This is a genomic window from Agrobacterium sp. 22117, assembly GCF_052045735.1.
In the GTDB taxonomy this organism is placed as follows: Bacteria; Pseudomonadota; Alphaproteobacteria; order Rhizobiales; family Rhizobiaceae; genus Agrobacterium; species Agrobacterium cavarae.
Genome location: NZ_JBQEPP010000003.1, coordinates 112,197 through 126,423, shown reverse-complemented (window position 1 = coordinate 126,423; position 14,227 = coordinate 112,197). Strand labels below are relative to the sequence as shown.

At 57.6% G+C, this 14,227-nt stretch carries 15 protein-coding genes and 1 tRNA gene; 5 read left to right on the top strand and 11 right to left on the bottom strand.

Going from position 1 to position 14,227, the window contains the following annotated elements; translation table 11 throughout:
• The first annotated feature begins 108 nt into the window (after positions 1-108).
• Both ACTJKV_RS09065 and ACTJKV_RS09060 read left to right on the top strand, forming a co-directional pair.
• Positions 109-576 carry a DUF1203 domain-containing protein gene (locus ACTJKV_RS09065; protein ID WP_440598618.1) on the top strand — a complete coding sequence of 156 codons (468 nt, stop codon included), beginning with the start codon at positions 109-111 and terminating at the stop codon, positions 574-576.
• A gap of 160 nt (positions 577-736) precedes the next feature.
• Complete coding sequence (locus ACTJKV_RS09060; protein WP_113272249.1) at positions 737-2,728, top strand: bifunctional 2',3'-cyclic-nucleotide 2'-phosphodiesterase/3'-nucleotidase; 1,992 nt, start codon at positions 737-739, stop codon at positions 2,726-2,728.
• 81 nt (positions 2,729-2,809) lie between these two features.
• On the opposite strand, the gene ACTJKV_RS09055 is transcribed toward ACTJKV_RS09060, so the two are convergent.
• A complete protein-coding gene (locus tag ACTJKV_RS09055; RefSeq protein WP_440598617.1) occupies positions 2,810-3,766 on the bottom strand; it encodes a LysR family transcriptional regulator in 957 nt (318 codons plus the stop codon).
• A 135-nt stretch (positions 3,767-3,901) separates the two neighbouring features.
• Here ACTJKV_RS09055 and ACTJKV_RS09050 point away from each other — a divergent pair, with 135 nt between their 5' ends.
• Positions 3,902-4,516, top strand: a complete 615-nt coding sequence (locus tag ACTJKV_RS09050) for an FMN-dependent NADH-azoreductase (protein WP_062425581.1) — start codon at positions 3,902-3,904, stop codon at positions 4,514-4,516.
• Between the two features lie 62 nt (positions 4,517-4,578).
• Here the strand turns inward: ACTJKV_RS09050 and ACTJKV_RS09045 are convergent, their stop codons facing one another.
• Positions 4,579-4,887, bottom strand: coding sequence for an HlyU family transcriptional regulator (locus ACTJKV_RS09045; protein ID WP_113225424.1), 309 nt, complete (start codon positions 4,885-4,887; stop codon positions 4,579-4,581).
• Between the two features lie 66 nt (positions 4,888-4,953).
• The gene (gene ilvA, locus ACTJKV_RS09040) at positions 4,954-6,204 is read right to left on the bottom strand and encodes a threonine ammonia-lyase (RefSeq protein ID WP_062425583.1); all 1,251 of its coding nucleotides are present in this window, start codon (positions 6,202-6,204) and stop codon (positions 4,954-4,956) included.
• Positions 6,205-6,318: 114 nt separating this feature from the next.
• On the opposite strand from ilvA, the gene ACTJKV_RS09035 reads away from it, so the two are divergent.
• The gene (locus ACTJKV_RS09035; protein WP_440598616.1) at positions 6,319-7,779 is read left to right on the top strand and encodes a TrkH family potassium uptake protein; all 1,461 of its coding nucleotides are present in this window, start codon (positions 6,319-6,321) and stop codon (positions 7,777-7,779) included.
• A gap of 5 nt (positions 7,780-7,784) precedes the next feature.
• On the opposite strand, the gene ACTJKV_RS09030 is transcribed toward ACTJKV_RS09035, so the two are convergent.
• The 8 genes from ACTJKV_RS09030 to ACTJKV_RS08995 all read right to left on the bottom strand — a co-directional run bounded on the left by ACTJKV_RS09030 (position 7,785) and on the right by ACTJKV_RS08995 (position 13,366).
• Positions 7,785-7,866 (bottom strand) — tRNA-Leu (locus ACTJKV_RS09030).
• Between the two features lie 62 nt (positions 7,867-7,928).
• Complete coding sequence (locus ACTJKV_RS09025) at positions 7,929-8,639, bottom strand: nuclease (RefSeq protein WP_440598615.1); 711 nt, start codon at positions 8,637-8,639, stop codon at positions 7,929-7,931.
• Positions 8,640-8,825: 186 nt separating this feature from the next.
• A complete protein-coding gene (locus ACTJKV_RS09020) occupies positions 8,826-9,365 on the bottom strand; it encodes a MerR family transcriptional regulator (protein ID WP_274103738.1) in 540 nt (179 codons plus the stop codon).
• Positions 9,366-9,530: 165 nt separating this feature from the next.
• On the bottom strand, positions 9,531-9,869 hold the full coding sequence (locus tag ACTJKV_RS09015) for an integration host factor subunit alpha (protein WP_062425586.1): 339 nt from the start codon (positions 9,867-9,869) through the stop codon (positions 9,531-9,533).
• Between the two features lie 249 nt (positions 9,870-10,118).
• The gene (locus ACTJKV_RS09010; RefSeq protein WP_440598614.1) at positions 10,119-11,090 is read right to left on the bottom strand and encodes a beta-ketoacyl-ACP synthase III; all 972 of its coding nucleotides are present in this window, start codon (positions 11,088-11,090) and stop codon (positions 10,119-10,121) included.
• A 3-nt stretch (positions 11,091-11,093) separates the two neighbouring features.
• Positions 11,094-12,155: a phosphate acyltransferase PlsX gene (plsX, locus tag ACTJKV_RS09005; RefSeq protein ID WP_062425588.1), complete on the bottom strand. Its 1,062-nt coding sequence runs from the start codon at positions 12,153-12,155 to the stop codon at positions 11,094-11,096.
• Between the two features lie 99 nt (positions 12,156-12,254).
• Positions 12,255-12,818, bottom strand: a complete 564-nt coding sequence (locus tag ACTJKV_RS09000) for a YceD family protein (RefSeq protein ID WP_062425589.1) — start codon at positions 12,816-12,818, stop codon at positions 12,255-12,257.
• Between the two features lie 8 nt (positions 12,819-12,826).
• Positions 12,827-13,366: a ubiquinol-cytochrome C chaperone family protein gene (locus tag ACTJKV_RS08995; protein ID WP_274103741.1), complete on the bottom strand. Its 540-nt coding sequence runs from the start codon at positions 13,364-13,366 to the stop codon at positions 12,827-12,829.
• Positions 13,367-13,640: 274 nt separating this feature from the next.
• On the opposite strand from ACTJKV_RS08995, the gene ACTJKV_RS08990 reads away from it, so the two are divergent.
• A complete protein-coding gene (locus tag ACTJKV_RS08990) occupies positions 13,641-14,171 on the top strand; it encodes an outer membrane protein assembly factor BamE (RefSeq protein WP_062598204.1) in 531 nt (176 codons plus the stop codon).
• The last annotated feature ends 56 nt before the right edge of the window (positions 14,172-14,227 follow it).

Here is a 14,227-nt window from a genome sequence, read left to right as displayed (position 1 = left end):
TCCACGCAATGGGTTGGTTTCGCTTACCGGCAAGAAACGGGTGGATAGAGATTTGTTTGGCAGCCATAGCGACAAAGAAGCAACTGAACGAGGTCGCAAGGAGCCACCATGACCGCCATCCTATTCACCGCAATACCCAAAGACCACGTCGATGCCATCAGGCTTGGAGAACGAGATTCGAACGGCCAAGTGCCTGAACGAATGATCGCCTCAGCAGATCTGCCCTGCCGCGCCTGCCTCGGTCTGATCAAGGGTGGAGACTCGGCCCTGCTAATCTCCTACCGGCCCTTTCGTCATCTGCAGCCTTACGCCGAGACCGGGCCGATTTTCATTCATGCGGAAGACTGCGGGTCTTATGATTCCGCACAGGTACCACCTCCAATGCTGAACAGTTCGGACTACATTGTCCGGGGCTACGATGCGGGTGACCGCATCGTCTACGGAACGGGTGCGGTCACACCCACGGCTAAGATCGTGGCGCGCGCGCAGGAACTGCTTGAAAGGCCGGACGTCGCCTATGTGCATGTACGCTCGGCACGCAACAATTGCTTCCAGTGCCGCATCGACAGAGCATGAGCCAGGACGAGGCCGGTGTGGGATACATTAAATTTCGCTCATGCGACTGTCGGGATGGGTTGCGTCATACACGCGTCATTTTGCTGGTAGACTCCTCAGCAATTCGTTTTACCTTGTCGCGGTTGAGACAGGTCATCGTATTTTGAGATCAGGAGTTTCCATGTCTTCCCTTATCGGCCTTCACCCTATCACGCGCCGTTCGCTTCTCAGCGGCATTGCGGCTTCGTCCGCCTTCGTCATGCTGCATCCTTTTGCGGCGCGTGCTGCGGGCAACCAGGCGCATCTGCGCATCATGGAAACCACCGATATCCACGTCCACGTCTTCCCTTACGACTACTATGCCGACAAGCCGAACGACACGCTGGGTTTGGCAAGGACGGCATCGCTGATCGATGCCGTGCGTGCCGAAGCCGGCAACTCCATGCTGGTCGATAATGGCGACTTTCTTCAGGGCAACCCGCTTGGCGATTACATCGCCTATGAGCGCGGCATGAAAGCGGGCGACAAGCACCCGGTCATCAATGCCATGAACGTGCTCGGTTATGATTGCGGCACGCTCGGCAATCACGAGTTCAACTACGGCCTAGACTTCATGTTCAACACGCTGGGCGGGGCAAAATTCCCTTATGTCTGCGCCAACCTGACCAAGGGTCAATTGGCGTCCGATCCGAAGCAGGACGAGCTCTACTTCAAGCCCTATGTGATCCTGGAAAAGCAAATCCGCGATGGGTCCGGCACGACAAGCCCGATCAAGGTCGGCATCATCGGCTTTGTACCGCCGCAGATCATGATGTGGGACGCGAAGAACCTTGAAGGCAAGGCGCAGACGCGCGACATCGTCGATGCTGCAAAGGCCTGGGTGCCGGTGATGAAGGAACAGGGCGCCGATATCGTCATTGCCCTCTCCCACTCCGGTATCGAGGGCAAAGGCCAGAGCGAGCGTATGGAAAATGCGTCGCTTTATCTCGCAGGCGTTCAAGGGATCGATGCGGTATTTACCGGTCACCAGCATCTGGTCTTCCCCGGCCCGAAGACATGGGATGGCATCGAGGGCGCCGATCCCGTCAAGGGCACGCTGATGGGCAAGCCCGCCGTCATGGCGGGCTTCTGGGGCTCGCATATGGGCCTCATCGATCTCCTGCTCGAAAAGGACGGCAAGAGCTGGAAGATCGTCGACTTCACCTCGGAAGCCCGTCCCATCTACCACCGCGACGACAACCGCAAGATCGTGGCCGATGTGAAGGACAAGCCCGAGGTGATCGAAGCGGTCAAGACTGATCACGAGGGAGCACTCGCCTATGTGCGTCGTCCCGTCGGCAAGAGCTCTGCGCCGCTCTATTCCTATTTCGCGCTGGTGGCGGACGATCCGTCCGTACAGATCGTCTCCAATGCACAGACCTGGTACATCAAGGATATGCTGAAGGAAGGCCAGTACAAGGACCTGCCGGTGCTTTCCGCAGCCGCGCCCTTCAAGTCTGGCGGTCGTGGCGGCGCCGACTATTATACGGATGTCCCTGCCGGTGACATTGCGATCAAGAATGTCGCCGACTTGTATCTTTATCCAAACACGGTGCAGGCCGTCCTCATCAACGGCGCGCAGGTCAAGGACTGGCTGGAAATGTCGGCTGGCATGTTCAATACCGTCAAAGCCGGTTCCAAGGACGCTCCCCTGCTGAGCAGCGACTTCCCGTCCTACAATTTCGACGTGATTGATGGTGTCACCTACCAGATCGATGTGTCGAAGCCTGCGAAGTTCGACAAGGATGGCAAGGCGGTCAATCCGGACAGCAGCCGCATCGTCAATCTGCAGTTCCAAGGCAAGCCGATTGACCCGGAACAGAAATTCGTTGTTGCCACGAATAATTACCGCGCCAGCGGCGGCGGCAAGTTCCCGGCGATCGGCAGCGACAAGATCATCTTCGTCGCCCCCGATACCAACCGCGACGTGATCGTGCGCTACATCATGAATCAGGGCACGATCAATCCATCGGCTGACGACAACTGGTCTTTCGCAAAGGTGGCGGACACGACAGCCATTTTCGAGACAGGCCCGAAGGGTCGTCAATATGCCAAGGATGTGAAGGGTGCCAAGATCGAGGACGCTGGCGATGGCGCCGAAGGCTTTGCCAAGTTCCGTCTGATGCTCGGCTAATGGTCGTGGCGGCGGCAGTTCTGTCGCCGCCACTTCTCGACGCTGTGGCGCTTCGATTTTCTGCTGAGCAAGGAGAAGCCTTTACTCGGCAGCGTCTTTCAAGGGCATGGGGCGGACGATGTTCATGAAGCTCTTATTGTCCGGGCATTTCGACAGCCGCTTTTCAAAGCCATCGATCAGCCATTGGCTTGCCGGACCCGCAGGCGTATCGGCCTTTCGCAGGGAATATAGCGGATATTCGCCGAGTTCGTAGGCGTCGAGGTCAAGCACCTTGAGACTGCCATTCATGATGTCGGTCCTGACCAGCGATGCGGGCAGCCCACCCCAACCAAGACCACCCTTGATCAACTGGTATTTCGTCGCGATGTCGCTGACTCGCCATGTCTTGTAGGACAGGACATTGAAGTCGCGGCCGTTGGTCAGCCCCGACATGTCCATCACCACCATCTGCACCTCTTCACGGACATCGGCGAGTGTCACCGGGCGGTGCAATTTTGCCAGGGCGTGGTCACTGGCCGCGACGGGTACCATGAAGGAGTGACCGATCTTTTCGAGGACCAGACCATCATCCTGCTGTGAGACCGCCCCGCCAATGCCGATTAGCGCTTTACGGCTTCTCACCATCTCCATGACCATACCCAATTCACCGACATTGAGGGTGAGCGACACGGTCGGGAATTCCTCCCGGAATTCACGAAGAACCTCTACCACGGCCTCGGCTGGAACCATGGTGCTGAGAACGAGGGAGACCTCTGCCTCAAGGCCCTGCTTCAGCCCTTTGGCGCGTGATCGCATTTCCTGCAATCCGGCTACGATTCTTCGCGCATCCTCCAGCATGGCGCGGCCCTCGTCGGTCAGTTTCGACTGGCGGCCGCTGCGCTCGAAAAGGCTGACCTCAAGCTGCGCCTCAAGATTGGCAATGGTGTAACTCACCACCGATTGCGCGCGGTTGAGCACGCGCGAAGCGGCTGAAAAGCTTCCCGTTTCGGCAACGGTCAAGAAGACCTGCAACTGGTCAAGGGTCGGGTTGGCGTCCATGTCCCATCCATTTTATCGATAGATAGATTTCAGATTATCACAGTTTTCTAGATGGCAAAACTGGCCGATAACCAAGTCAACCAAGCGGGGCCGCGCCTCGCACCATCCTCCCCAGACTGACCAAGAGGCACCAAAATGTCGAAGATTCTGCTCGTCACTTCCAGCCCGCGTGGCAATGAATCGCTCTCCAACAAGTTCGCATCCGATCTTGCCGAGAAGATCAACGCACAGTCGAACGGCCAGATCACCCATCTCGATCTCGGCCAGAACCCGATCCCGCATCTCGATTCCGTCACCACCTCTGCCATTCGCAAGCCTGCCGAACAGCGCACCCCGGAAGAGGCCTCCGCTGCCGATTACTCCGACAAGCGCGTGGCTGAATTGATGGAAGCCGACACTGTCATCATCGGCACCGGTCTCATCAACTTCTCGATCTACTCGGGTCTGAAGTCCTGGATCGACAACATCGCGCGCGCCGGCATGACCTTCAAATACACCGAATCCGGCCCGATCGGTCTTGCAACCGGAAAGAAGGTCTACATCGTTCTGTCCGCTGCCGGCGTGTACTCCGAAGGCCCGGCCGCTTCGCTTGAGCATGCCGTGCCCTACCTGAAGACGGTTCTCGGCTTCATGGGCATGACGGATGTCGAAGTCATCCGTATCGAAGGTCTGGCATTCGGTCCGGAAGCTGCCGAAAAGGCCATTGCTGCCGCCAATGCCAAGGTCGAAGAACTGGCGAAGGCCGCATAAAAAAGCGGCCGCTCCGGCCGCTTCTTTTCGAAAGATACCAACGGTCGCGCTTGTCGCGGCCGTTATTTTTTGTCGGCAAACAGGTTCGGACCGTTCTGGTCAATGATCAGCTTGCCCTTGCGCACCGTGCATTCAACCGCGTCATCCATGCTGGTGAACACGTCGGCGCGAACAAATTCATGCACAAGCACATCGTCTCCGACAGTCTTTTCGATACGGCCTGCCAAGCGGTACTGCGCACCTTCCTTCATCGGCGTGGCGTAGATGGTGTATTCGCCATGCTGATGCGGTTCGGACGTCTCCGCCTTGTTTGGCGCATCCGACTGGCCGGAGCCGAAGCCGGAAAAGAGTTTCGAGAAGAACGAGGCCATGCTTTACCCTTCCTGTTGTCGTTGCGCCGAGCGCTTGTATCGCGCCCGGCGTAATGATGCGTTCGATCAGATAATGAGGTTCGCGAGGATTTCGTTCTCGGTTATATCCTCATAGCCAAGCCCTGCCGCCTCGAAACGCTCGAACAGAGTTGTAAAATTGTCGCGAGACGTGGTTTCGATGCCGATGAGGATCGAGCCGAAGTTGCGGGCCGATTTCTTCAGATACTCGAAGCGGGCAACGTCATCATCCGGACCGAGCATATTAAGGAAGTCGCGAAGCGCGCCTGGACGCTGCGGCAGACGCAGGATGAAGTACTTCTTCACCCCGGTGAAACGCATGGCGCGTTCCTTCACGTCCGGGAGACGCTCGAAGTCGAAATTGCCGCCGGAGACGACGCAGATCACCCGCTTGCCCTCCAGCCTCTCGCGGCCGAGCTTTTCCAGAGCAGCAATCGACAACGCGCCCGCTGGCTCCAGCACCACACCTTCGAGATTGAGCATATCGATGATGGTGACGCAGATGGCGTTTTCCGGGATCAGTTCGACCTGCTCGGATGGGAAATCTTTGAGTGCCTGGAAGTTGAGGTCGCCGATGCGAGCAACAGCAGCCCCATCAACGAAGTTATCGACCTTGTTCAGCGTGACGGCTTCGCCCGCTTCGATGCTCTTCTTCAGGCTTGGCGCACCTTCCGGTTCGCAGAAGACAAAGTTGTTTCGCGCGACCGTACCGGCAAAATATCCGGTGAGACCCGCAGCTAGGCCGCCACCGCCGACCGGCATGACGACCAGATCGGGCTTTGCGCCATCGGGAAGCTGGTCCATCACCTCAGCGGCAACGGTTGCCTGACCTTCGATGATATCCTGATGGTCGAAGGGCGGCACCATGTAGCCGTCATTCTCTTCGACATAGGCACGTGCTGCTGCATAGCACTGGTCGAAAATATCGCCGATCAGCTTGATGGTGATGAATTCGGCACCGAAAATGCGCGTCTTGTCGATCTTCTGCTGCGGTGTCGTGACCGGCATGAAGACCACACCCTTGACGCCGAAATGGCGGCAGGCGAAAGCAAAACCCTGGGCGTGATTGCCGGCTGACGCACAAACGAAGATCTTCTCCTTGCCGGCACCGGCAACGGCCTTGCGCAGGAAATTGAACGCGCCTCTAATCTTGTAGGAACGAACGGGCGTGAGGTCTTCACGCTTCAGCCAAATCTCGGCTCCGTACCGACGGCTGAGATGTTCATTCAACTGCAACGGCGTCTCGGGAAAGATTTCCCGAACTTCTCGCCGTGCGGCTTCTACAAGCAGTTTGTCCACGATTTTCAATCCATTGAAATTCCAGATGGCACCCGCTATGCCATAGGAACAAGCCCGACACAAAGACTCTTTGCGCCACTTCGGTACGCGTTACTCGATCAAGGTTTGATTTTTTTGAACGCCAATCTCCTGCGCGCCGTCGTCTATATTACGTCGATCTTCGGCCTCTACATGGCAACCTCCACGGTCGTGCCGGCCATGACGGACCTTTACTACGGAAATAACGACTGGATCGTTTTTGCCGCTTCCGGCTTCATGTGCGGCGGGCTTGCTCTTGCCTGTGCGCTTGCCACACGCGGACCGATGCCGACCTTCAACAAGCGCTTCGGCTTCCTGCTTGTGAATGTCTTATGGCTGGTCTTCTCGCTCGTCGGTGCCGTGCCGCTCTATCTTTCCGAACTCAACCTCTCCTTTGCACAAGCCCTGTTCGAATCCATCTCCGCGATCACCACCACAGGCTCCACGGTCATCTCCGGTCTCGACAAGGCACCACAGGGAATTTTGATCTGGCGCTCGCTTCTTTGCTGGCTCGGCGGCATCGGTATCGTGGCGCTTGGTCTCTTCATCCTGCCACTGCTGCGCGTGGGCGGCATGACCTTCTTTCGGATGGAATCCTCAGACACCGCCAGCGACAGGCCTTTCGCACGACTGGCGAGCTTTACACGCGCCTTCGTTGCCATCTATGTCGTGATGACGATTGCCTGCACCATCGCCTTCGATTTTGCCGGCATGACCCATTTCGATGCGGTCAATCACGCCATGTCGGCGGTGGCGACGGGCGGCTTCTCCACCCATGACGCGTCCTTCGGCTATTTCGGCGACAATGTCGCGCTGCTGTGGATCGCGACTTTCTTCCTGATCCTTGGTAGCCTGCCCTTTTCGGTCATGATCCTGCTCGCCGTGCGCGGCAGGATGGATATTCTCTATGACCCGCAGATCCGCGTGTTCATCGGCTATCTCTGCGCGATTTCGCTGGCGGTCGGCATCTATCATCACATCCAAAACGGCGTGTCGCTTCACATTGCGCTCAGCCATTCTTTCTTCAACATGACATCGATCCTGTCGACCGGCGGTTTTGCCAGCGACGACTATACGCTCTGGGGTCCGTTTGTCGTGGTCGTCGCCTTCTTCGCCACCTTCATGGGCGGCTGCTCCGGCTCAACGGCTGGCGGCATCAAAGCCTACCGCTTTGTCATCGTCTATAATGTGGTGAAGACCGGTTTGCGGAAGCTGATTTATCCGGACGCCGTCTATCCGGTGCGTTATGGCGTGCAGGTCGTCGATGCCGAAACCATTCGCAACGTCTTCCTGTTTCTCAGCTGTTTCATCGCACTGTGGATTGCCGGCAGCCTGGCGATGAGCGCGATGGGCTACGACTTCCTGACCGCGACATCGGGTGTGGCCACATCGCTTGCCAATGTCGGCCCAGGTGTCGGTCCGATTATCGGCCCGGCCGGCAACTTCTCCACCATCAGCGATCCCGCACTCTATCTGCTGTCGCTGATGATGTTGCTCGGCCGTCTGGAAATCCTGACCGTGCTGGTGTTGCTGATGCCGCTGTTCTGGAGAAGCTGAAGATTTGGTACGGGCGGCGGGACTCGAACCCGCACGCTTTCGCTCCGGATTTTAAGTCCGGTATGTCTACCATTCCATCACGCCCGCTTGCATTTCCATCTACACAGCGTCACCGCATCCGGTCAACTGCATGTCTATGGGGAATTGAATTAACCGCACCACGATGGGCTTGGGGAACCAGCGCGACGTGCAAGCCCTTCGCGAATCAGCTGGTCGGCAAAGGACATGCCTGACCTGGAAACTGCTTTTACTTCGGCACCCTGCCCGCCAGCCGCCACCTGGAAGCTGCCGGAATTGAGCATATCGCGCAGGCGCACCTTGGCGGTGAAGCCGCGGGCGCGCTCTTCCATGCAGCGGGCCTGATCTGTCTGCGGCACCTCGATGCCGGCAAGCTTCATCTTCACGCCCTTCATCCAGAAGGTGCTGCCATCCATGACGCAGTTGTTGAGGCCGGAGCGTCCGCAAAAGGCGAAGGTGCCGGGCTTTGCGCCGAGCGAAACATTTTCCACCTGCGGCTTTGGCGAAGGCAATGTTGCGGGAGGCAATTGACCGGCACCTGCCGGCGAACCCACCATGGCGATCGAGCGTGGTGGAACGGGTGCACCAGACGTTGGCAGGGCAACGGTTTGCGTCGGCTTCTGCGCGGACTGAGGCTTGGCAGAAGCAGTTTCGCGGGTTGCGGGTGCGCTGCTCTTGGACGTCGAGGCAACGACGTTCTTCATCTTGGGCAACAGGGTGTCGCGATGCTCATAGGCCTGAATCCCGCCGACGGCCACGCCAAACAGGATCAACCAGGACCAGACGCTTCCACCCTTGGACTTGGATGAGGCGCGGCGGCTTGAAGGTTTTCTCTTGCTCACAGAACAACTCCTTTTCAGGCGGGCATTATCCGCTGAAGGAGTTTCCGAAAGGTTGGCATTTGAGATAAATTCGATCTGTGATCATAAGCCGCGGCGTTATCCACAACTCTCTCACAAGCCAAAACTGAGACGTCTGTGGCAGCGGTTGTTACGGAGAGCACTGCTCTCCATGCGTCCGCTGGCCGTTTAACGCACTTGGTCGAGCAGGCGTTTGCACTCCAGAAGGTCGAAGAGCGCCTCCTGCAGCAGGGCGCGATCATCCTTGCTGATGCTGGATTTGCCGATGGAAATTTCCGGCGTGTCGTCGGATGACCCACCGCCGAAGCCGAAGAAGCGGCCGCTGGGCCTCGCCTTGGGACGCCCCACGACTTCGTCTTCGTCCGTCTGCACGACGCGCGGCTCCGCGGTCTGCTTCTCTCCGCTGGCAGCCATGATGGCTTCCATGGTCGCCATGTCGCCAGACGCGATCGCGGCGACGAAGCGGTTGCCATTGGTCTTGAGGAGTTTTTGCACGCCCTTGATCGTGTATCCATGATCGTAAAGCAGATGCCGGATGCCCTTCAGGAGATCGACATCGTCCGGGCGATAGTAGCGTCGCCCGCCGCCGCGCTTCATCGGCTTGATCTGGGGAAAGCGGGTTTCCCAGAAACGCAGCACATGCTGCGGCAGATCGAGATCGTCCGCAACTTCACTGATCGTTCTAAAGGCGTCTGGACTCTTATCCACGCTTAACTCCCACCCGACGAAATGACAGGTTTGCAAAACACACGACAAGGTATGATGCGAATCGTCTTTATTTCAACGGCTTGACGGTTGAAATTCAAGTATGTTCACAGGAAGAAAAGCAGTGAGGTACCAGAATGGGCGTGGATAGCGTCGAAAGAAGCCTCTTTATGAGCCGGGCTTCTGGGTCTTCTGCTTCGCCTTGCGCGATGCGTGGGCCTTGAGGATACGCTGTTTCAGAACGTTGGAGGCCTTGAAGGTCATGACGCGACGCGGTGAAATCGGCACTTCTTCGCCGGTCTTCGGATTGCGACCGATACGCTCGTTCTTTTCACGGATCTGGAAGGTTGCGAAGGAGGAGAGCTTTACCACCTCGCCACGGGTGATGGCATTACAGATCTCGTCAATGACGGTTTCGACCAGCTCGGCGGATTCAGTTCGGGACAACCCCACCTTGCGAAACACAGACTCGGCCAAATCCGCACGTGTCACAGTTTTACCGGCCATTTTTCCCCGCGCTTATCTCTGTTGTGTTCTGGAAACCGCCTGAGACTATTGCCGTTGACGGCAACGGTCAAGGAATGTTTCCAGAATCGTTTAGGGATTTACGGCAATGATGGCAAGGGTTTACGTTAAAGCGCCGTGCGTCCTACTGGACGAACAAGGGACGCCTTTACCTTTTTGAATCGACACATCGTGCTTTTCCGAAAATCGATTTCGACTTTCGGGCCGATGCGGTCGATCGTCACCGAAACGTTACCAGCGCAGAAGCACCGAGCCCCAGGTAAAGCCGCCGCCCATCGCTTCCAGCATAACGAGGTCGCCCTGCTTGATGCGCCCGTCGGCAGCAGCGGTTGCGAGCGCCAGCGGAATGGAGGCCGCAGAGGTGTTCCCGTGCAGATCGACGGTGACGACAACCTTCTCCAGCGAAATGCCAAGCTTCTTCGCCGAGCCATCGATGATGCGGCGGTTGGCCTGGTGTGGAACGAGCCAATCCAGATCCTCTGCCGTGGTGCCGGTGGCCTCAAAGGCTGCCTCGATCACATCCGTGATCATGCCGACGGCGTGTTTAAAGACTTCGCGGCCTTCCATGCGCAGATGACCAACAGTGCCAGTCGTCGATGGTCCGCCATCGACGTAAAGCTTTTCCTTGTGCGCGCCATCCGAACGCAGATGGGAGGTCAGCACTCCCCGGTCGGAGGTCTTGCCTTCGCCCTCGCCTGCTTCCAGGATGACGGCACCGGCGCCATCGCCGAAAAGAACGCAGGTGGTGCGATCCTTCCAGTCGAGAATGCGCGAGAAGGTTTCCGCACCAATGACCAGCACGCGCTTTGTCATGCCGCCACGAATATAGAGATCGGCCGTCGCCATCGCGTAGACGAAGCCGGAGCAAACAGCCTGAACGTCAAAGGCAAAGCCGCCAGTGATGCCGAGGCGGTTCTGGATGTTTACCGCTGTCGCGGGAAACGTGTTGTCGGGTGTGGATGTGGCAACAATGATGAGATCGATGTCTTCGGGCTTCAACCCGCCATTTTGCAATGCCGCGCGGGCTGCAGCCTCGCCGAGCGACGCCGATGTCTCGCCCTCGCCTGCAATGTAGCGCTGCTTGATGCCGGTGCGCTGAACGATCCACTCGTCCGAGGTCTCGACGATGCCTTCGATTTCCTGGTTCGTCACAACCCGCTTCGGCAGCGCCGCTCCGAAGCCACGTACAATAGAGCGGATCATTGGTTATTCCTCATCAACCACGAGAGCTTCAGGCGCCGGAGGCGGAAGTCTTCTTGCGTGGTATGCTTTCAAATCATTTTCGATCTTGGCGGTCAGGCCATTATGCACCATGTCGTAGCCGACATCGATGGCGGAGGCGAAGCCGAGCGCATCCGTGCCGCCGTGGCTCTTGATGACGATACCATTCAGCCCCAGGAACACGCCGCCATTGACCTTGCGCGGGTCCATCTTCTCCCGCAGCACATCGAATGCGCTCTTGGCCAGAAGATAGCCGATCTTCGCGATGAAGCTGCGGGAAATCGCTTCACGCAGCAAAGTCGTGATCTGGCGTGCGGTGCCTTCTGCGGCCTTCAGCGCAATATTGCCAGTGAAGCCTTCGGTGACGACGACATCGACCGTACCTTTGCCGATATCGTCGCCTTCGACGAAACCGCGGTAGTCGATGGTGGCGAGATCGGCTTCACGAATGAGGCGACCAGCTTCGCGGACCTCTTCCTGTCCCTTGACCTCTTCGACACCGACATTGAGAAGGCCGACCGTCGGGCGATCGACATCGAACAGCGCACGCGCCATGGCACCGCCCATCAGGGCAAAATCCAGAAGCTGCTGTGAGTCCGCACCAATGGTCGCGCCGATATCGAGAACGATGCTCTCCCCGCGCAGCGTGGGCCAGATGCCGGCAATCGCGGGACGTTCGATCCGCGCCATGGTGCGCAAACAGAATTTCGCCATGGCCATCAGCGCACCAGTATTGCCGGCAGAAACGGCGACATCCGCCTCGCCCACCTTGACCGCTTCAATGGCGCGCCACATGCTGGAGACGTAACGACCGCGACGAAGCGCCTGGCTAGGCTTTTCATCCATGGCAACCGAGACTTCGCAGTCGAAGAACTCGGACTTCTCCATCAGACGAGGATATTGCGCCAGAATAGGATCGCACTTGCTCTTCTGCCCATAGAGCAGGAATGTCACGTCGTTGTGCCGCTCGAGTGCCTTTGCGGCACCGGGTATGACAACATCAGGGCCGTGGTCCCCACCCATGACGTCAATTGCTATTCTGATCACTCGTCCCTGATCCTTCTGACCGCCGCGCGGTAATTTTCGGGCGAAAATACCGTTTCCGCCCAGCCTTACAACTGAATTGTTCGCTTCTTACGAAGGCATTCAGTCTTTTTTCCAATCTTTCAACACCGCGAAGGGCGAAGGTTTTTTGTCTTCCATCGGCGTCTTCTCGCCGTATCCGTCGAAATCGATACCGTCTTTTCGTGGATAGGGATCAATCGCCAGAGCGGCAAATTCCGCAACGACCACGCCGACATCGATCGTGTCACCAACAAACTGATCGGGAATATCCGGACCGTCCGGATCGAGCACGATCTCACCGTCATCATTCGTCGTCATGCGCGCGAGTTTCGAACCTTCCGGCACGAAAATCTGCTCGACCTTTTCATCGATCACACTCGGAACGGGCTCAAGCGTTACCACACAAGCCTGCGTGATACCGGCCTGCACCTGACCCTTGATCCTGATGCCGTCCCTTTTCCAACGGGTGACCTGCAATTCGCTTTTGAGATAGTCCACTGACAGGACATCCCAGAATTTTGCCAGCGCCTTCAGCTCTTCCGGGCTTGCCTCGAGACCAATCCTGACCGGATTGGCAGAAATATGACCTACCTTGACGGGATAGGAAAAGGGCGCGTCATCATTGGCCGCATGGGGCGATTTCATTGAAAACCTCACAAATCCGGTGAAGGCAGCGTGACAGTTCCCGTCGCCACAGCGTCTTCCGGCTGCGCAGACAGCATCTCCGACGCCGACATCATCCATTTCGAAAGCGCGCGCATATCCGGCGCGGCCTCATCTGCCTGGGGATATATATTGCGACGGAGCGCTGCCGCAAGTGCATGGGCATCCGCACTGTCGATTGCAGCGGCATAGGATTCCAGCCTGCCATAAAACATGCCTGCAAATTTCTTCATCCGCTTCGGCACGCCCTGGTCGCCGATCCCCAGTTCCCGCATCGAATGGTCGAGATCCTGGAAGAAGGCATCGACGATCTCCTGGGCGATTTCCTGGCCGCTGACCGATGCGCCTTTGGTGCGGCGAAAATACAGAATCATCACAACCGCCAGCATTTCAAAACGGCCCATGACCGTGTCCGGAACGCCCATGTGCAGATAGAAGCCCGGCTGGCGAGCGGCCTGCGTCAATATAGAATATTGGCGATCAACGATGGCGCGATTGTTGTTTTTCTTTCTGAAAAGCCCAAAAACCATCGAAAAATCCGAATATCGACCGACGAAATCGTGTCTCGCCCATCGCACTTGTTGCATGATTGTCAAAGCTGGTTTACCGAAGCATCCGAGAATTGCAATGCCGTGTCAGTCACGTTCATCATCGTGCTGAAACAGTCAAGGATAGGCGCCAGGAGGCGGTGCCGGTTTCTGAAACATGTTGCATTCCATGGTGAAACGGGGAATTCCTGTCCCCGGATTGACATAATCGTGTGTACAGAAGCGGTACGACACGCAATGCCGGAAGGTGCCATTCATGATCGCAGTCGGGGAAACGCAGGTGAACAAGCAGAAGTCGGCCGGAAAGACCAAGTTTCTGAGCAAAGCCGCCATCGCCGTTGTTGTTGCCTCGAGCCTGCTGACGGCCTGCTCCAGCACCACGGACGTTTTCCATAACGGCTATGTGCTGGACGAACAGTCGCTGCAGCTGATCCCCGTCGGCTCGAGCCGCGAACAGGTGCTGCTGACCATGGGTACGCCGTCGACGACGGCAACGTTCGGCAATGAGGTGTTCTACTACATCTCGCAAAAGCGCGTTCGCAGAGCAGCTTTCATGAAGCCGCAGCTCGTCGAGCAGAACATTCTTGCGATCTATTTCGACAAGAACGGCGTTGTCGCCCAGAAGGCGAACTACACGCTTCAGGACGGCAAGGTCTTCGACAGCATCTCGCGCACCACGCCGACGGGCGGCAAGGACCTCACCTTCCTGCAGCAGCTGCTTTCGGGTGGCCCTGCCGGTGCCGGCATCGCCAAGAGCATCCTCGGCGGCAACAACAGCGCCTTCTGACGCGAGACATACCGATGGTTTCGAAAAGGCCGGCGCCAAATGGACGCCGGCCTTTT